We start from the raw sequence: 17,482 nt of genomic DNA, 5'->3' as shown, positions 1-17,482 counted from the left end.
GGAAATTGTTCGAGTAAGAGTTAATAAGTGTTTGAAATCTATACTGTTTCGTGTCCGACATCATTCAACCAAGCATAAAACAATTGACTCATTGGATTTTCATATGTTTGTGTTCCATTACGGAATGATATGTGTTTGATTATGTTATTAATCGCTCCACGTATGTATGCTCCTATATTACTAATTCCCTTTTTATTTTTCATTTCATCAATTACCTTGAAGAACAACTTTTTACTAATTCCATTTTTACGTGCAAATACATATTCGTCATGTATTACATCATTGTTAACAGTATTGTTTAATGTATTATGTTTATCGTTTTTTATTTCTTTAGAAATAATATTTTGATGTTCAGAAGGATGCTCTACAGGCTGTTCATGTTGTGGTTCGTCGCATTGTTGCTCCACGATATACACATTAGCGGATTGTTGTTCATTTTTTCGTTTCGCTTCGTTGATTGATAACAGACCGATTTTCTTCATTAAAGCGAAGAAACGTCTAACAGTTGATAACGATATTTTCATGCTAAAGCGTTGTGCAAACATCTTTTGAAATGTGCCATATGCGATACTGAACACCCCACAACCTTTCTTTGCTAAGTCGGATATTAAATACACACATCGTATCTGTAAATCACTGTATTCCCATAGTTCATGCGCTTTTTGAATGAATAATTTTGCATCATATTTTAATTTCGAATAACGTGTCAATTCTTCTGGTTTATCATTTAACAACATGGCTCATTCTCCTTTTCATGGAGAAGAAACTTTGCTACAATTAAAATACATAGCAAGTCCTTCACGGATTTGTGGTGAACCGTTTAATCCCAAACTTTGGTCGGTGGGGGAGTAGACGGTTTTATTTTTATTTCCTTCTATTATTTCGTTTACGATTGATTACATTTTCACTTCCAAAAAATCCATGAGTAGCATGTTTTTCTTGAATTGTAGTATCTGCTAAATGGCTATATCTGAGCACTGTTCGTAAGTCAGCATGTCCAAGGATTTTCCTCAACGATTCAACGTCACCAGAAGATGATAAATAATGAGTAGCCGCTGAATGACGTATTAAATGTAAATAAAAGCGTTTTTTAATTTTGGCTTCAATAGCGTATTTACGGAAATCACGTAGGACATTATTTTTGCTTAACATACGTCCGCTCAATGATAGAAAAATTAAATCATCAACATCATCTTCAAATGCTTCATTTTCTTCGAGCAATTGCATAAGCAAACGATATGTTTTGTTGGATAGCGGTACACCACGAGATTTTCTTGATTTGGCATTCTTGGATTGTATAATTACCGCTCGATTCGTATGGTCAATGTCTGATAGTGATAACAATAATGTTTCGGTTATACGAAACATGCCATCAATGAGAAGGTGTAACAATACGTAATCACGAAAATGTTTGAAACTCTTATTAGAATACGATTTCGCCACTTTCAATAAGTTATTTAATTCATCAACTGAGAGAATATCAATTTGCGTGTTATCTTTACGAAATCCCTCGAATTTATTGAATGGAGTTTTGCTGATGATTTCTTGGCGTAAACACCAATTGATGAATGTTTTCAAACGCTTGATTCTACTGGAAATTGTTTCGTCCGCTAATCCAACAGTTTGAGCACTTTCAGGCACGTAAGCATGACCATCAAAGCGTACATATTCATTTTTTAACCAGTAGACCCAGTCAGAAATGAAGTTTGTTGTAATGTCGGTCATATAAAATGTATGAGCATTTTGTGTTTCATGAAATGCTTTAATGCTGTTAAACATAAGAAGGAATTGATTTAATGATTTGGGACGTAAATTCTGTTTTACTTTACTATCAATAAACCTTTCGAATACACGTTCAACAGAATCTTCTTTTGAAATTTTGCTAGTTTTTCGTTTGTGGGGTTGTCGTTTTTTTACGATTTCTTTTTCAGTGAAGTATGTTAAAGACATAAAAAAACCTCCTTCAGTCTCATTTAGAGTTAAAGGAGGAGTTTCAATCAAAACTTGAGCGGTACTCACCGATAGTTTTGGTCAAAATATGAAATTATCAACAGTTGATACAAAAGGATATGACCCCGGAGAGGCTCGAACTCACGACCTCCACCCTGTCAAGGTGGCGCTCTCCCTGCTGAGCTACGGGATCTTCAAAAATGCTTATGTAATAGCATCTTTAATAATTATGCTAAAGCAATTATATATAATTAACTGAAATTTTACAATATTTTTATAGTAATCTGTTAAAGGTAAAGTATTTGGAATCACGCTAGTAGTGTATTAAGGAATATATAAGAGGAGCATTTAATTGAAAGTGGATTTTGAATAAACCGGTTATGTTATGATTTTCGATACCAATCCAAAGGAATTTTATCACTTAAATCAACAAGAAAAGGGAATAAGAAGTGTAAAGGTAAGCTTATAAATTCTGGCATAGCGCTCAATGTTTTCTTTGATAGATATTGCCGCCCGAAACAATACGGACAATCTTTTTCAAATGTCACGAGTATCGACCATATATCTTTTACTTTTCACTTCGTTTTACAATACGTACAACGCGCCATAGAGTTCCTCCTCATGTTATTTTTTCTAGTATATTCCATTTTATTATAAGAAAATCATTTGTATTTGGTGTAATAAAATGTAAATTGTTTTGTTTTTATGTGGATCTATTGAGTAATTTATGATCAATTACATATTGTTTGCTATTTTTGCAGGGTGATAGATTTTCAGTTTCAATATGCAAATTGGCCAATATATCCTTTTTACAATTTACTTAAAATCATGTATAACAGAGATACAAGATTATTTTATAAATATTCAGGAGTAGAGGGAGAAGTATTGTAATGGTAAGGAAAACGTTCAAGATGCGCGTATCTAGAAATAGAACGATTTCGATTAATGGCTCGATTCTTGATGTGGATGTTACACATGATGAGTTTTTACAAGAGTTTGTTGAGTGGGTCGATTCTAAAGGCTGGTCGTTTATGGGGATAACAGATGAGATTACACCTGAGGAAGCTAGTCAAAATTTAATAGATTCATTGATTGATGAGAAGGATAAGAAAGAATAATTCCTTCTTATTTTTTGCTGTATATTTATGTTCTTCATCGTAAAAGTATGATATAGTAAAAAACAGTGAATAATCTTCCAATTTAATACAAATTACATATGGATTGGTAGATTCAGTTTTTAAGCTGTGAGAGTATAGTGAAAAGGGAGAGTCATATGGTAAATTTTAAGAAAATTTTGGCTTTTATTACCGTTATTTGTTTATTTTTTTTGACACCTATGACGTTACGTGCTGAGACGAATGTTGGAGTGAATCCAGAACAAGTGCCACCACCACCTAAGGAAGGGCCAAATGTTTTTAGTCATTTTGCAACTGCGATTGACGCGAAAACAGGAGATGTTTTGTATGACAAAAACGCACATCATCGTGCATTTCCAGCTAGTATGACGAAAGTGTTAACAGCAATTTTACTTATGGAGCATACGAAGCCAGAGGATCAATTTACGTTTTCACAATTAGCATTAGATCAAGAGAAGAGTAATTATCAAATTGAGTTTCAACCTGGTGAGACGATTAATAGAAATACTGCGCTTATGATTTTAATGGTGCTGAGTGCGAATGATGTGTCGTATGCGATTGCGGAGCGGATTGGCGGAAGTGTTGAGAATTTCGCTCATATGATGAATGAGAGAGCGAAGCAATTAGGGGCTACAGAAAGTCACTTTGTCACGCCAAATGGATTGCATGATCCGAACCATTATACAACACCATTTGATATGGCTATGATTACGAGAGGTGTGCAAAAGTATCCTGAAATTTTGCAAGCGATGAATACGAAAAGAACGACAGTTACGACATCTAGACAGACGGTGTCTATTTTTAACAAATCTACTTATTTTGAAAACCCATATAGCATTGGCGGTAAGACGGGTTTTACAAATGAAGCGCGCAATACGCTCGTTTTATTAAATGAGAAGGATGGAAATCGTATTATAAATGTAGTAATGGCTTCTCAAAGACCTGAAATTTATGAAGACTTGAAGCAGATGGCGGAATATTCTTTCGGTCAATTTGTGAAGCAAACTGTACTAGATAAACATAGTTGGCACCAAAAGACAACGTATTTAAATAAAGATATTGATAGCGAACTTGAGCAAAGTGCAGAACTTATGCTTAAGAAAGATGAAGGGAAAAACGTGAGGACGATTTTCCGTGCGGCTGCATTAGATAAAGATTCTTTGTATCATAAAGGAATTCATCGTGGTGAGGTAGTTGGTGCAGTTGATATTACGAAGAATAATCAAACAATTGCGACGATAAATGTTCTTTCTAAAGAAGATGTCACTTTTGCGATGCCTAAAAAAGATACGGCTACGCCTGAAGTAAAGGAATCAAACGTGAAAATAATAAGCATTGGAGTAGGTGCTGCTGTATTATTTGGAGCCATTCTATTTGTAGTGCTACGCCGAAATACAACAGGAATGAAATCAGAAGAAAAATAAATTACTAGTTAAAAGGCTGTGGAGAGACTTTATCGCAGTCTTTTTTATATATTAGAAATAACTAATAATTGTAAATTTTCTTATTGCATTTCCGCTATGTTCGTTATATTATTTACTTGTGTTCTTGTTAAAGAACGATGGTGAATATTGTATACTTCAAATAATATAAAACAACGGAGAGGGAGAGAAACGATGAAATTAATTTGGAAGGTGATTAGCAACGTTATCTCATTTGTTTTATTTGCATTGATGGTTTGTTTAGCTTTTGTAGTTATTTCTTCAAAAGCGAGTGGCGGAGATCCAACAGTGATGGGATATCAATTTAAATCAGTGTTATCAGGATCGATGGAACCGACATTTTTAACAGGATCAATCATTGCGATAGAGCCGACGAAAGATGGTTCTAAATATCAAAAAGGTGATGTTATTACCTTTAAAGAGAAAGATGAAAAAATTATCACTCACCGTATTATCGGTGTGAAAGATACAAATGGAAAAGTAATGTATGAAACAAAAGGGGATAACAACAATGGTGCTGATTTAGAACCAGTACTTGCGGAGAATGTAATTGGAAAATATGCGGATATTACAGTTCCCTATGCAGGGTATGCATTAAATTATGCGAATTCAAAAGCTGGAGCTGCTTTACTTCTTATTGTTCCAGGAATATTTTTACTAGGCTATTCTGCGATTTCTATTTTTAGTGCGATTCGTAGCATTGACGGAGAAAAGAAAGAGAAAAAAGTAGAACAATCCGTCTAGTTCGATTGGTTATACTTTCCGATTAGGAAGTTGACAAATACATAAATTAAGGGGATATGGACATGACTTTAAAGAAAAAATTAGGGATGGGTATCGCATCAGCAGTATTAGGAGCAGCATTAGTTGGTGGAGGAACATTTGCATACTTTAGTGATAAAGAAGTGTCAAATAATACCTTTGCATCTGGAACACTGGATTTAGCACTGAACCCATCAACAATTGTGAAAGTGGATAATTTAAAACCAGGTGATACAATTGAAAAAGAGTTTAAATTAGAGAATAAAGGTACATTAGATATTAAAAAAGTATTATTAAATACAGAGTATGATGTAGAAGATGTGAAGAAGGATAATAAGAAAGACTTTGGCGAAGATATTGAAGTAGTTTTCTTGAAAAATATTGATAAAAAAGATGAAGTAATTAAGAGAACGACATTGAAAGATTTGAAGAGTAAAACAGTGACTGCTGCAGAAAATGATTTAGTAAGTTGGTTATGGCCTGAGAAAGGTATTAAAGCAGGAACTAATGATTCATTTAAAGTGAAATTCCACTTTATTAATAAAAATGAACCTCAAAATGAATTCCAAGGCGACAAACTTCAATTAAAATGGACATTTGAAGCACAACAAGGTGACGGAGTGGAGAAAAAATAAGCAGAAAAAGAGACTATCAAAAATGATAGTCTCCTTTTCTATTAAAAGAGAAATGTAAAAAGAAAGATAATTTTTTATATCATTTTATAATTCACTTTATTATAATAAAGGTATGGTTCTTGATAAAGAACAAGTTGTTCGATAGGAGAGATTAAAATGCTGAAGCCACCTCGCAATTTCAAAAAGATGCTTATATTGCCATGTTTGTGTTCTATTACTTTTTATTTAGGCTCTCAAATAATGACTTATACAGAAGCAGCTTTCATTCATGAAACGAAAGTAGCGGCTACCATTTCTACAGCAAGTGTTTTTCCAAAAACAGTTGATCAGTTAACAGAACAAGCTAAGAAACATAAGGAAGTTATTTTGCATGAGTATGAAGAGATGAAATCAAAAGTAACTGTCACTTCTACTCAAGAGTTAGAGCAGGCGCTTGTTACGTGGAAGCAAGGGCGTGAGAAAATTGTTGCTGAGAGAGAATTGTTACAAAAAGTATTTGTATCAATAGAAAATCCTTTTAATCAAGTACAAGAAGAGTTAAAAGAAAATAAAAGTGAATCGAATAAGCAAGTATTCTCGTATGTGAATGCTGGTTTTCATATAGTGAAAGAAAACTGTGAGTCTGTTGATAAAGAAGTTAATTTACAAGTGATTGATAAACAAATTCAAGATTTTGAGAAGTTATTAGTAGATGAAACAGCAAAACTAGAAGAGGGTAAGAAGCAAGAAGAAGCGAAAAAACTAGAAGAGGATAAGAAGCAAGAAGAAGCGAAAAAGCTAGAAGAGAGTAAGAAACAAGAAGAAGCGAAAAAGCTAGAAGAGAGTAAGAAGCAAGAAGAAGCGAAAAAGCTAGAAGAGAGTAAGAAGCAAGAAGAAGCGAGAAAGCTAGAGGAGAGTAAGAAGCAAGAAGAAGCGAAAAAATTAGAAGAGAGTAAGAAACAGGATGAAGCAAAAAAGCTAGAAGAGAGTAAGAAATAAGAATAGCAAGTAAATACAGCAACATTTCAGAGCGAATAGAGGTTATAAAGCCGAATAGGTGAGAGAGCATTGCGACTCACCTATTCAGCGTGTCTTTTTTATTTTAACAAAACACGTCAATATCTAGCAGATACGAGAAAACTAGTTAGTATAGATAGGGAAAATTAATTGACGTTTTTCTTTATTTCTCAACATTTTTTTGAAAATTTAAAATAATATTGAGAAATGAAAATAACTGAAAATACTAATAAAAAGTTGTTGTATTTATATAGTCATGTTCGTTATAATGAACATAAGGTTTTTAAAAAAGAACAAATATTAGCTAAGCTAATATAGTTTTAGTTACATTTCTTATTTTAAATAAGAGATGGCAATAAAAATATAAAAAACAGCTAGGGGGAATTGATTGTGAGTCTGAAAAAGAAATTAGGTATGGGAGTTGCATCAGCAGCATTGGGGTTATCTTTAATTGGTGGAGGAACATTCGCTTACTTTAGCGATAAAGAAGTATCTAACAATACATTTGCAGCTGGGACGTTAGATCTTACATTAGACCCTAAAACGCTTGTAGATATTAAAGATTTAAAACCAGGGGATTCTATTAAGAAAGAGTTCTTATTAAAGAATAGCGGTACATTAACAATTAAAGACGTTAAACTAGCAACAAAGTATACTGTGAAAGATGCAAAAGGCGATAATGCTGGTGAAGACTTTGGTAAGCACGTTAAAGTGAAATTCCTTTGGAACTGGGATAAACAAAGTGAGCCTGTATATGAAACAACTTTAGCAGATTTACAAAATGCTGATCCAGATCTTTTAGCTAAAGACATCTTTGCTCCTGAGTGGGGAGAAAAGGGTGGATTAGAAGCAGGCACAGAGGATTATCTGTGGGTACAATTTGAATTTGTAGATAATGGGAAAGAACAAAATATCTTCCAAGGTGATTCATTGGATTTAGAATGGACATTCAATGCTAACCAAGAAGCTGGCGAAGAAAAATAATTAAAAAGCGGGGATTCCCCGCTTTTTTTATAAAGAAAAAAGAAGTGCTGGTTGTAAGCACTTCTTTCTATTTATTATTTTTGATCGTGCTTCCATTTTGTAAATTCAAGAAATTCACGAAATTGTTCTTTGGAGACACCTGAGCTCATTGCATCTTTAACGAGTTGTGTCCATTCGGAGTCTAAGTGATTTTCCTTTGCTGTTTCATCATGAAGTAGAGTATCAACTGGAATTTGTAGAACTGCTGCAATTTTTTCAAGAAACTGAATGGAAGGGTTTTTTTGTAAATTTCGTTCTATAGAACTAATGTAAGATTTAGCAACACCAGCTTTTTCGGCAAGTTCAGTTAATGAAATACCTTTTTGTAAGCGAAGGCGTTTTATACGTTCTCCAATCATATTTGCGCACCTTTCTATCAATATGTAGTCGTCTTATGATGTCATTATTATAACATAAACTTCGTTAAAAAGAACAAGCCTATTGAGCCTGACTGGATGGCTTCATACGTTGGAAAAAATGTTCGATATCTTGCAGGGCGATACCAGCATCTAGAGCTTCAAGTATTAAATCAATCCATTCTTGGTCCAGTGCGTCAGTCTTATCTTTGTACAAATGTAATTCCTCCCTAATTATCGGTCATAACTGCTGCTACAGAATATATGATAATGCAATCGCATTTTGTGTTTTATATAGTGAATTATCAAATATTTTGTAGATAAAACAAAGATAAAATCCCCATTAAATTCCCTCTATGGAAATTATAAAGTTTTTGACAAGTATTTTCAATATTTTCAGAAAACATTGTTGAATTGTGATATATTCGTATGCTAACTATGGAATTTTTACAAATATATTAAAAACATTACATAATATGACTAAATATTGAAAAAATATTGAATTTTTAATAAAATTCAATTTGTAATACATATTATTTATTAGGGGAGGAAATAAGGGATGAACAAGAAACCATTCAAAGTTTTGTCATCAATCGCTTTGACAGCTGTATTAGGTCTTTCGTTCGGAGCGGGTGGCCAGTCTGCATATGCTGAAACGCCTGTTAATAAGACAGCTACGAGCCCAGTTGATGATCATTTAATTCCGGAAGAACGTTTAGCAGATGCGCTAAAAAAACGTGGGGTAATTGATTCGAAAGCTTCAGAGAAAGAAACAAAGAAAGCTGTCGAAAAATACGTAGAGAACAAAAAGGGTGAAAATCCTGGGAAAGAAGTAACAAATGGGGACCCACTTACGAAAGAAGCATCTGACTTTTTAAAGAAAGTGAAAGATGCGAAAGCAGATACGAAAGAAAAGTTAGACAAACCAGCAACAGGAACACCTGCAGCGACAGGCCCAGTTAAGGGTGGTCTAAATGGTAAAGTACCAACATCTCCAGCAAAGGGAAAAGAATATAACGGTGAAGTTCGTAAAGATAAAGTACTCGTTTTACTTGTAGAGTACGCTGACTTTAAACATAACAATATCGATAAAGAGCCTGGCTATATGTATTCGGAAGACTTTAACAAAGAACATTATGAAAAAATGTTATTCGGTGATGAGCCATTTGCGTTAGAGGATGGAAGCAAAATCGAAACGTTTAAACAATATTATGAAGAGCAATCTGGTGGTAGTTACACAGTAGACGGAACAGTTACAAAATGGTTAACAGTTCCTGGTAAAGCTGCTGATTACGGTGCGGATGCTGCTACAGGTCATGATAATAAAGGACCAAAAGGACCACGTGATTTAGTAAAAGATGCATTAAAAGCAGCTGTAGATAGCGGCCTTGATTTATCAGAGTTTGACCAATTCGACCAATACGATGTAAATGGTGATGGAAATCAAAAGCAACCGGACGGTTTAATTGATCACTTAATGATTATTCATGCAGGTGTTGGACAAGAAGCGGGCGGTGGTAAATTAGGTGATGATGCAATTTGGTCACATCGCTGGACAGTTGGACCAAAACCATTCCCAATTGAAGGTACACAAGCGAAAGTTCCATATTGGGGCGGAAAGATAGCGGCATTCGACTACACAATTGAGCCAGAAGATGGCGCAGTTGGTGTATTCGCACATGAATATGGTCATGATTTAGGCCTTCCAGATGAGTATGATACAGACTATACTGGTCATGGTGAGCCAATTCAAGCTTGGTCTGTTATGAGTGGCGGAAGCTGGGCTGGTAAGATTGCAGGAACAACGCCAACGAGTTTCTCACCACAAAATAAAGAGTTTTTCCAAAAAACAATTGGTGGTAACTGGGCGAATATCGTAGAAGTAGATTACGAGAAATTAAATAAAGGTATCGGTCTAGCAACATATTTAGATCAAAGTGTTACGAAAACGAACCGTCCAGGTATGATTCGTGTAAACTTACCTGATAAAGATATAAAAACGATTGCTCCAGCATTTGGTAAGCAGTACTACTACAGCACAAAAGGTGACAATCTTCATACAACGTTAGAAACACCATTGTTTGATTTAACGAATGCAACGAATGCGAAATTTGATTTCAAATCGTTATATGAAATCGAAGCAGAGTATGATTTCCTTGAAGTACATGCTGTAACAGAAGATGGGCAAAAAACGCTAATTGAAAAACTTGGTGAGAAAGCAAATAGTGGAAATGCACATTCGACAAATGGAAAATGGGTTGATAAATCATATGATTTAAGCCAATTCAAAGGTAAGAAAGTAAAATTAACATTTGAATACATTACAGATGGTGGTTTAGCATTAAACGGTTTCCTACTTGATAATGCTTCATTAACAGTAGATGGCAAAGTAGTATTCTCTGATGATGCAGAAGGTACACCACAATTTAAATTAGATGGTTTCGCAGTTTCTAACGGAACTGAGAAGAAAAAACATAACTACTATGTAGAGTGGAGAAATCATACTGGATCAGATAGCGCATTGAAATTTGCTCGCGGTCCAGAATATAACTCTGGTATGGTTGTATGGTATGCAGACTCAGCTTACACAGATAACTGGGTTGGTTTACATCCAGGACATGGTTTCCTTGGTGTAGTTGACTCTCATCCAGAAGCAATTGTAGGAACTTTAAATGGTAAACCGACAATTGAGAGTAGTACACGATTCCAAATCGCTGATGCGGCGTTCTCATTCGATAAAACGCCAGCATGGAAAGTTGTATCTCCAACTCGTGGAACGTATACGTATAACGGCTTAGCAGGTGTGTCGAAGTTTGATGATTCGAAAACGTATATTAATAAACAGATTCCAGATGCAGGACGTATTTTACCGAACCTTGGCCTAAAGTTTGAAGTAGTAGGACAAGCTGATGATAATTCTGCAGGTGCTGTTCGCTTATATCGTTAATACAGTAAAACTACCGAGAGAGTTTCTTTCGGTAGTTTTTTTGTGAGCAATGAATTTTATATAAAAGAAGAAATTATATATAATGTAACTTTACAAATAGAAATTTATTATATATGAAGTCTATATAAATAATGAAAGAATTGGATAAAAATAGTGGGAGAAGGTGAATGAATGAGTGTTTCTTCTATTGTAAATAAACAAAAAGTATATTTTTATAATGGCCATACGAGAAGTGTAGAAGTGAGAAAGAATAATTTGAAGAAGCTTTATGAAGGCATTCAGCGTTTTGAAGAAGAAATATTTCAGGCATTGAAATTAGATTTAAATAAGTCAGTTCATGAGTCGTTTACAACGGAAGTTGGATATGTATTAAAAGAAATTTCCTTTCAACTGAAGCATATTTCATCGTGGAGTAAACCGAAGCGTGTTCGAACAGCACTCACTCATTTTGGATCGAAGGGGAAAGTAGTGCCTGAACCGTACGGTGTGACGCTTATTATTGCACCGTGGAACTATCCATTTCAATTAGCAATTGCACCTCTTGTAGGAGCGTTGGCGGCTGGAAATACAATCGTTTTAAAGCCGTCAGAGCTAACGCCAAACGTTTCTAAAGTGCTTACGAGAATGTTAGAGGAATTATTCCAAGAAGAGCTTGTAGCAGTAGTAGAAGGCGGTGTAGAAGAGAGTACGGAATTGTTAAAGGAACCGTTTGATTATATGTTCTTTACAGGTAGTGTCGGTGTTGGAAAAGTTGTCATGGAGGCAGCAGCGAAACGGTTGACACCACTTACGTTAGAACTTGGCGGAAAAAGCCCATGTATTGTACATAAAGATGCAAAAATAGATGTAACAGCAAGAAGAATTGTGTGGGGTAAGTTTTTAAATGCAGGGCAGACGTGTGTAGCGCCTGATTATATGTATGTGCATGCTTCGGTGAAAGAACAGTTAATCGAGGCGATACGACATGAAATTGCGGAGCAGTATGGAAAAGATCCACTGAACAATGACAATTATGTACGAATTGTGACTGAACGTCATTTTGAACGTTTATGTACATTTTTGAAAGATGGTAAAACGGTAATCGGCGGGAACTATAAAAAAGAAACTTTACATATAGAACCAACAGTGTTAACAAATGTTACATGGCAAAGTACGGTTATGGAAGATGAAATTTTTGGTCCGATTTTACCAATTGTAGAATACGACAACATAGAAGAGGTAATTGGCACAATTCAGCAACATCCGAAGCCGTTAGCGTTATATGTATTTTCTGAAGATAAAGAAGTGCAAAAGAAAGTGACGAGTAATATTTCATATGGCGGAGGGTGTATTAATGATGTTGTCTATCATCTTGCAACGCCATATTTACCTTTTGGTGGCGTCGGAAGTAGTGGATTAGGTAGTTATCATGGGGAAGAAAGTTTTCGGACTTTTTCACATTATAAAAGCATTTTAGCCCAATCTACGGCATTCGATATGAAAATTCGTTACTCTTCTACAAAAAGTGCTTTAAAATTCATACGAAAGTTGTTAAAATGATGATGGTGTTTATCAGTAGGCGTAGCCGTATGATAATAACCCCTTCGCAATGGAAGGGGTTTTTCTGTTCGACATATGTATCATGCGAAAATGAATCAAACATACTACATAAAGAATAGAAGAGAACGCTGCTAAACAACCATTTTTGTTTGGATCGAAACAAAAAATAGTCTATAGAACATAAATATTTATTCATGAATATAAAAATTAAAATTTAAGGTAGATAGGACGGGAAAATGAAAAAGATTATTAAAGTTGAAGCAGTAGAAAAACATTTTGGAAATCAAGTGATTATCCCACCTCTTTCTTTAGACATTAAAGAAGGGGAATTTTTAACGATTTTAGGGCCGAGTGGTTGCGGGAAAACAACGTTACTTCGCATGATCGCAGGATTTGAAACGCCAACTAAAGGGAATCTTTTATTAGATGATGAAAAGATTAACGATTTGCCACCATATAAGCGTCATATGAACTTAGTGTTCCAACATTATGCGCTATTCCCACATATGAATGTGGAGAAAAATATTTGTTTCGGTATGAAAATGCAGAAAGTACCGGCAGCAGAGCAGAAAGAGCGTGCTGAAGAGGCAATGCGTTTAACGCAGTTACTTGAGTTCCGTAATCGTAAACCTGCAAAGCTTTCTGGTGGACAGCAGCAGCGTGTAGCAATTGCGAGAGCGATTGTAAATAACCCGCGTGTATTATTACTAGATGAGCCACTTGGGGCGTTAGACTTTAAATTAAGAAAAGATTTGCAACGTGAATTGAAAAACTTACAACGTAATTTAGGAATTACGTTCATCTACGTAACGCACGATCAAGAAGAAGCGATGAGCATGAGTGATCGTATTGTCGTTATGAATAAAGGACATATTGAACAAATTGGAACGCCGAAAGAAATTTACAATAAGCCGAAAACGATGTTCGTTGCGACATTTATCGGTGAAAATAATATTGTGAAAAACGGGGAAGGCTATGTAGCAATTCGCCCTGAAAACGTAAAGGTACGTTCGGTTGAAGAGCCGATTTTAAAAGAATACCATCTTGGACATATTGAAGACGTTGAGTTTGTTGGAAATATGGAAAAGCTGTATGTACGTGACGAGAAAACATCAGAATTACTAATGGCATATCAAACTGCTGAAGAAGCAATGCAGTGGAGCATTGGAGATAATGTATACGTAGGCTGGGAGCAAGAGGACGAGGTGACCTTAAATTGAAAAAAGGGAAATTACTCGCACTACCTACAGTCGCGTGGCTGTTAATCTTCTTCCTAATTCCCCTTCTGTTTGTATTGGCATTTGCCTTCATGCAGCGCGGAGCATACGGAACAGTGGAAATGCAATTTACGTTAGAGAATATAGCTCGTGTGTTTGATCCACTATACATGGGAACGTTATGGGAAACTGTTAAGATTGCAGTTATTACAACAGTAATCTGTTTAGTAATTGGTTATCCATTTGCTTATACAATTACAATTGTTGATCGTAAATACCGTTCCATTCTTTTATTATTGGCAACGATCCCGTTTTGGATTAACTTCCTTGTTCGTTCATACGCATGGATTGTTATTTTACGTTCACAAGGTCTTGTAAACACATTGCTATTGAAACTAGGTATTATTAGTGAACCGTTAAATTTACTATATAACACACCTTCTGTAATACTCGGAATGGTCTATTCTTTATTACCATTTATGATTTTACCGGTGTATGCAGCAATTGAGCAGCTTGATAAGCGTAAGCTAGAAGCAGCTTATGATTTAGGAGCAACACCAGCGAAAGCATTTTGGAATGTAACAGTACCAATGACAATGTCAGGGATTGCTACTGGTTCTATTTTAGTGTTTGTTTCTTCTATCGGAATGTTTGTTGTATCAGACGTTATGGGTGGATCGAAAGTAGCGTTAATCGGAAACGTAATTCAAAATCAATTCTTAGGAGCGCGTGACTGGCCGTTTGGGTCTGCGTTGTCTATGATTGTTGTTCTATTCTCTGTTCTGTTAATTTACTTATATTATCGTGCAACGAAAGTATATAAATATGATGGGAACGGAGGGGAATAGAGAAAGATGAAGAAGTTTTTAGTTTCTTATTCTTGGTTAATTTTATTGTTCTTGTATTTTCCAATGATGGTTTTAATGGTATATTCCTTCAATGATTCTCGCATTAATGCGGAATGGGAAGGTTTTACGCTCCATTGGTATACAGATTTATTTCAAAAGCAAGATGTTATTGATGCGTTTGTAAATAGTATGACGATTGCGATCGTAACGACGATTGTAACGACAGTTCTTGGTGTGATTTTCGCGCTTGCAGTACATCGTTATAAATATCGTTATGAAGGGGCTATTAACGGTCTTGTGTATTTACCAATTTTAATTCCTGATATTTTAATGGGATTATCTTTACTTATCTTATTTAGTCAATTAGGTATGGAACTTGGCAAAACAACAATTATTATCGCACACATTACATTTAGTATTTCATTTGTTGTCGTTATTTTAGCAGCACGTCTTTCTGGTATGGGACGTGATTTAGAAGAGGCTGCGAATGATTTAGGAGCAACGCCGTGGCAAACGTTTCGTTATGTAACGTTCCCGGCAATTGCACCAGGAGTTGTTTCAGCCGCATTATTAACATTCACATTATCAATTGATGATTTTGTAATTAGTTTCTTCGTATCAGGACCAGGATCAACAACATTGCCATTATACATTTACAGTATGGTTAAGCGCGGAGTATCACCAGAAATTAATGCACTTTCTACAATTTTAATTGTAGCTATCGTAGGATTAATGGTTCTATCTGAAATCTTCCGTAACAAAGGTGCAGATGGTGAAGAAAACTCTGGAGGACACCTTCCTTTATAATACGAACGATATAGAAAGTACGAGGGGGTAATAAACCGATGAAATTAATGAAAAGATTAGCCGGCGCAGCGATTAGTTTTAGCCTTGTTGCTGGTGTACTTGCTGGTTGTGGTGAAAAGAAAGAAGAGTTAAACATTTATAGCTGGGCTGACAATTTTGATGAGCAAGTGCTAAGAGATTTTGAAAAGAAATATAACGTGAAAATTAACTATGATAAGTATGCAAGTAATGAAGAAATGCTTGCGAAATTACAAGCTGGTGGCGCGAAGTATGATTTAATTCAGCCGTCTGATTACATGGTTAAAACAATGGCGAAAATGGATTTATTAGCGCCGTTAGACAAAAAGAATATCCCGAATATCGAAAATATGGTTTCTAATTTCAAAACACCGGCTTTTGATCCAGAGAATAAATATTCTTTAGTATACACTTGGGGTGTAACAGGGATTGCATACAATAAAAAGTATGTGAAAGAAGCTCCTACAAGCTGGGCTGACCTATGGAATGAGAAATATAAAGGGCATGTAACTTTATTAAATGATTCTCGTGAAGTATTAGGTATGGGTCTTAAGAAAAACGGCTTCTCAAACAGCACGAAAGAAGATGCACAGTTAAAGACAGCAGCAACTGATTTACAGAAGCTACTTCCAAACTTATTAGCATTTGATACAGATAATATTAAACAAAAATTCATTACAGAAGATGCTTGGATCGGAACAGTTTGGTCTGGAGATGCAGCATTTATCGCAAAAGATAATAAAGATGTAGAGTATGTTGTACCAAAAGAAGGCGGCACAATTTGGGCTGATACGTTAGCAATTCCAAAAGGTGCGAAAAACAAAGAGCTTGCAGAGAAGTTTATGAACTACTTACTAGATGAGAAAGTAAGTGTGAAAAACTACGAGTCAATTGGATACAGTAATCCAAATGAAAAAGCTCATCCTCTTCATAGTAAAGAATATCGTGAAAACCACATGATCTTCTTAACGAAAGAAGAATTAGATCGTACAGAATGGCTTGTTGATGTAGACGATAAGTTAAAAGACTATGATCGTTACTGGACAGAGTTAAAAACAAAAGGTAAATAAGTAAGGAAATGCGGTTTCTAAAGTAGAAATCGCATTTTTTCATAGTAGGAGGAAATAGTTTGAAAAAGAAGTTATATCAATATGAGCTAGTATGTATCGCTTTATTACTTGTTGTATTTGGCATTGTTGCTTGGCGCGTACATGCGGGTGGCGTTACAGTGATGGATACATACGTCCGAGGATTAGTAAAAGGATTACAAACAGAAGATTCGCTTACATTTTTCTCGCACTATACAAAATTAGGGTCTGCCATTGGGGTCGTAACTACTCTCATTGTTAGTTTACTTGTTTTTTGGAGAAAACGTTATTATGCTGCGATGATCGTGTATCCAGTTGGTATTTTAGTAACACATCTTGTAAATAAAGGGATAAAAGAAATTGCGAAAAGAGAACGTCCGTCGTTAAATGAAGCGTTTGATGCACTTGGGTATAGTTTCCCTAGTGGGCATGCAATGTTATCTATTATGACATTCGGGTTTCTTGCTTATATCATTGCCGCTAATTTGAAGAGTGTAACAGGGAAATATGTTATAACGATTTTGATGGGAATAGTCATTGTATCGATTGGGTTAAGTAGAGTTATTTTAAATGTACACTATCCAACTGATATTTTAGCTGGTTATTGCGTAGGTGGTATTTTACTAATTATGGCGATTTACTGTCACCGTTTACTTACAGAGAGATTAGGACTCAATAAAGAGAGATAGAAAAACGTCTGGAAAAACTATCATTATAG

The 17,482-nt window shown here is 35.2% G+C and carries 18 protein-coding genes and 1 tRNA gene; 13 read left to right on the top strand and 6 right to left on the bottom strand.

All coding sequences use genetic code 11. The features are described from left to right. Positions 1-38 precede the first annotated feature (38 nt). The 4 genes from ACTFOB_RS20335 to ACTFOB_RS20320 form a co-directional block, all read right to left on the bottom strand. On the bottom strand, positions 39-737 hold the full coding sequence (locus ACTFOB_RS20335) for a hypothetical protein (RefSeq protein WP_440025384.1): 699 nt from the start codon (positions 735-737) through the stop codon (positions 39-41). Between the two features lie 127 nt (positions 738-864). Then, positions 865-1,950, bottom strand: a complete 1,086-nt coding sequence (locus ACTFOB_RS20330; RefSeq protein ID WP_440025382.1) for a tyrosine-type recombinase/integrase — start codon at positions 1,948-1,950, stop codon at positions 865-867. 120 nt (positions 1,951-2,070) lie between these two features. Further along, positions 2,071-2,143: transfer RNA gene (locus tag ACTFOB_RS20325), tRNA-Val, on the bottom strand. Between the two features lie 190 nt (positions 2,144-2,333). Continuing rightward, complete coding sequence (locus tag ACTFOB_RS20320; protein WP_440025430.1) at positions 2,334-2,513, bottom strand: hypothetical protein; 180 nt, start codon at positions 2,511-2,513, stop codon at positions 2,334-2,336. A 327-nt stretch (positions 2,514-2,840) separates the two neighbouring features. Here ACTFOB_RS20320 and ACTFOB_RS20315 point away from each other — a divergent pair, with 327 nt between their 5' ends. The 6 genes from ACTFOB_RS20315 (at position 2,841) to calY (ending at position 7,905) form a co-directional block, all read left to right on the top strand. Then, positions 2,841-3,068, top strand: coding sequence for a hypothetical protein (locus ACTFOB_RS20315; RefSeq protein WP_440025380.1), 228 nt, complete (start codon positions 2,841-2,843; stop codon positions 3,066-3,068). 155 nt (positions 3,069-3,223) lie between these two features. Continuing rightward, positions 3,224-4,510: a D-alanyl-D-alanine carboxypeptidase family protein gene (locus ACTFOB_RS20310; RefSeq protein WP_440025378.1), complete on the top strand. Its 1,287-nt coding sequence runs from the start codon at positions 3,224-3,226 to the stop codon at positions 4,508-4,510. A gap of 192 nt (positions 4,511-4,702) precedes the next feature. Beyond that, positions 4,703-5,272, top strand: coding sequence for a signal peptidase I SipW (gene sipW, locus ACTFOB_RS20305; RefSeq protein WP_440025376.1), 570 nt, complete (start codon positions 4,703-4,705; stop codon positions 5,270-5,272). 62 nt (positions 5,273-5,334) lie between these two features. Further along, entirely contained in the window at positions 5,335-5,925 is a 591-nt protein-coding gene (locus ACTFOB_RS20300) for a TasA family protein (RefSeq protein ID WP_440025375.1), read from the top strand. Between the two features lie 156 nt (positions 5,926-6,081). Continuing rightward, entirely contained in the window at positions 6,082-6,903 is an 822-nt protein-coding gene (locus ACTFOB_RS20295; protein ID WP_440025373.1) for a DUF4047 domain-containing protein, read from the top strand. A 408-nt stretch (positions 6,904-7,311) separates the two neighbouring features. Continuing rightward, positions 7,312-7,905, top strand: coding sequence for a biofilm matrix protein CalY (gene calY, locus ACTFOB_RS20290; RefSeq protein ID WP_151631218.1), 594 nt, complete (start codon positions 7,312-7,314; stop codon positions 7,903-7,905). Between the two features lie 74 nt (positions 7,906-7,979). Here the strand turns inward: calY and ACTFOB_RS20285 are convergent, their stop codons facing one another. Together ACTFOB_RS20285 and ACTFOB_RS20280 are read right to left on the bottom strand one after the other, a co-directional pair. After that, positions 7,980-8,303, bottom strand: coding sequence for a helix-turn-helix domain-containing protein (locus ACTFOB_RS20285; RefSeq protein WP_000578867.1), 324 nt, complete (start codon positions 8,301-8,303; stop codon positions 7,980-7,982). Positions 8,304-8,382: 79 nt separating this feature from the next. Further along, a complete protein-coding gene (locus tag ACTFOB_RS20280; protein ID WP_000276217.1) occupies positions 8,383-8,517 on the bottom strand; it encodes an anti-repressor SinI family protein in 135 nt (44 codons plus the stop codon). Positions 8,518-8,859: 342 nt separating this feature from the next. Here ACTFOB_RS20280 and inhA1 point away from each other — a divergent pair, with 342 nt between their 5' ends. The 7 genes from inhA1 to ACTFOB_RS20245 all read left to right on the top strand — a co-directional run bounded on the left by inhA1 (position 8,860) and on the right by ACTFOB_RS20245 (position 17,453). After that, complete coding sequence (gene inhA1 / locus ACTFOB_RS20275; RefSeq protein WP_440025370.1) at positions 8,860-11,247, top strand: M6 family metalloprotease immune inhibitor InhA1; 2,388 nt, start codon at positions 8,860-8,862, stop codon at positions 11,245-11,247. Positions 11,248-11,418: 171 nt separating this feature from the next. Next, positions 11,419-12,786 (top strand): aldehyde dehydrogenase, encoded by a 1,368-nt coding sequence (locus tag ACTFOB_RS20270; protein WP_440025368.1) that lies wholly within the window; start codon positions 11,419-11,421, stop codon positions 12,784-12,786. A 236-nt stretch (positions 12,787-13,022) separates the two neighbouring features. Beyond that, on the top strand, positions 13,023-14,006 hold the full coding sequence (potA, locus tag ACTFOB_RS20265; RefSeq protein WP_151631215.1) for a spermidine/putrescine ABC transporter ATP-binding protein PotA: 984 nt from the start codon (positions 13,023-13,025) through the stop codon (positions 14,004-14,006). Next, positions 14,003-14,851: a spermidine/putrescine ABC transporter permease PotB gene (potB, locus tag ACTFOB_RS20260; protein WP_000715495.1), complete on the top strand. Its 849-nt coding sequence runs from the start codon at positions 14,003-14,005 to the stop codon at positions 14,849-14,851. Before potA ends, potB begins: the two co-directional genes overlap by 4 nt. A 6-nt stretch (positions 14,852-14,857) precedes the next feature. Beyond that, on the top strand, positions 14,858-15,658 hold the full coding sequence (gene potC / locus ACTFOB_RS20255) for a spermidine/putrescine ABC transporter permease PotC (RefSeq protein WP_048561459.1): 801 nt from the start codon (positions 14,858-14,860) through the stop codon (positions 15,656-15,658). 38 nt (positions 15,659-15,696) lie between these two features. Continuing rightward, positions 15,697-16,746, top strand: coding sequence for a spermidine/putrescine ABC transporter substrate-binding protein PotD (gene potD, locus ACTFOB_RS20250; protein WP_440025365.1), 1,050 nt, complete (start codon positions 15,697-15,699; stop codon positions 16,744-16,746). Positions 16,747-16,805: 59 nt separating this feature from the next. Continuing rightward, positions 16,806-17,453, top strand: coding sequence for a phosphatase PAP2 family protein (locus tag ACTFOB_RS20245; protein ID WP_440025364.1), 648 nt, complete (start codon positions 16,806-16,808; stop codon positions 17,451-17,453). The last annotated feature ends 29 nt before the right edge of the window (positions 17,454-17,482 follow it).

Source organism: Bacillus cereus group sp. MYBK79-1 (assembly GCF_051915365.1).
In the GTDB taxonomy this organism is placed as follows: domain Bacteria; phylum Bacillota; class Bacilli; order Bacillales; family Bacillaceae_G; genus Bacillus_A.
The sequence above is the reverse complement of the archived record's forward strand: the minus strand, read 5'-3'. Positions and strand labels throughout refer to the sequence as shown.

Excerpts from the sequence above, each read along its gene's own strand:
- ACTFOB_RS20335 (WP_440025384.1), bottom strand. The coding sequence starts at position 737 with ATGTTGTTAAATGATAAACCAGAAGAATTGACACGTTATTCGAAATTA.
- ACTFOB_RS20330 (WP_440025382.1), bottom strand. The coding sequence starts at position 1,950 with ATGTCTTTAACATACTTCACTGAAAAAGAAATCGTAAAAAAACGACAA.
- ACTFOB_RS20315 (WP_440025380.1), top strand. The coding sequence starts at position 2,841 with ATGGTAAGGAAAACGTTCAAGATGCGCGTATCTAGAAATAGAACGATT.
- ACTFOB_RS20310 (WP_440025378.1), top strand. The coding sequence starts at position 3,224 with ATGGTAAATTTTAAGAAAATTTTGGCTTTTATTACCGTTATTTGTTTA.
- sipW (WP_440025376.1), top strand. The coding sequence starts at position 4,703 with ATGAAATTAATTTGGAAGGTGATTAGCAACGTTATCTCATTTGTTTTA.
- ACTFOB_RS20300 (WP_440025375.1), top strand. The coding sequence starts at position 5,335 with ATGACTTTAAAGAAAAAATTAGGGATGGGTATCGCATCAGCAGTATTA.
- ACTFOB_RS20295 (WP_440025373.1), top strand. The coding sequence starts at position 6,082 with ATGCTGAAGCCACCTCGCAATTTCAAAAAGATGCTTATATTGCCATGT.
- ACTFOB_RS20285 (WP_000578867.1), bottom strand. The coding sequence starts at position 8,303 with ATGATTGGAGAACGTATAAAACGCCTTCGCTTACAAAAAGGTATTTCA.
- inhA1 (WP_440025370.1), top strand. The coding sequence starts at position 8,860 with ATGAACAAGAAACCATTCAAAGTTTTGTCATCAATCGCTTTGACAGCT.
- ACTFOB_RS20270 (WP_440025368.1), top strand. The coding sequence starts at position 11,419 with ATGAGTGTTTCTTCTATTGTAAATAAACAAAAAGTATATTTTTATAAT.
- potA (WP_151631215.1), top strand. The coding sequence starts at position 13,023 with ATGAAAAAGATTATTAAAGTTGAAGCAGTAGAAAAACATTTTGGAAAT.
- potC (WP_048561459.1), top strand. The coding sequence starts at position 14,858 with ATGAAGAAGTTTTTAGTTTCTTATTCTTGGTTAATTTTATTGTTCTTG.
- potD (WP_440025365.1), top strand. The coding sequence starts at position 15,697 with ATGAAATTAATGAAAAGATTAGCCGGCGCAGCGATTAGTTTTAGCCTT.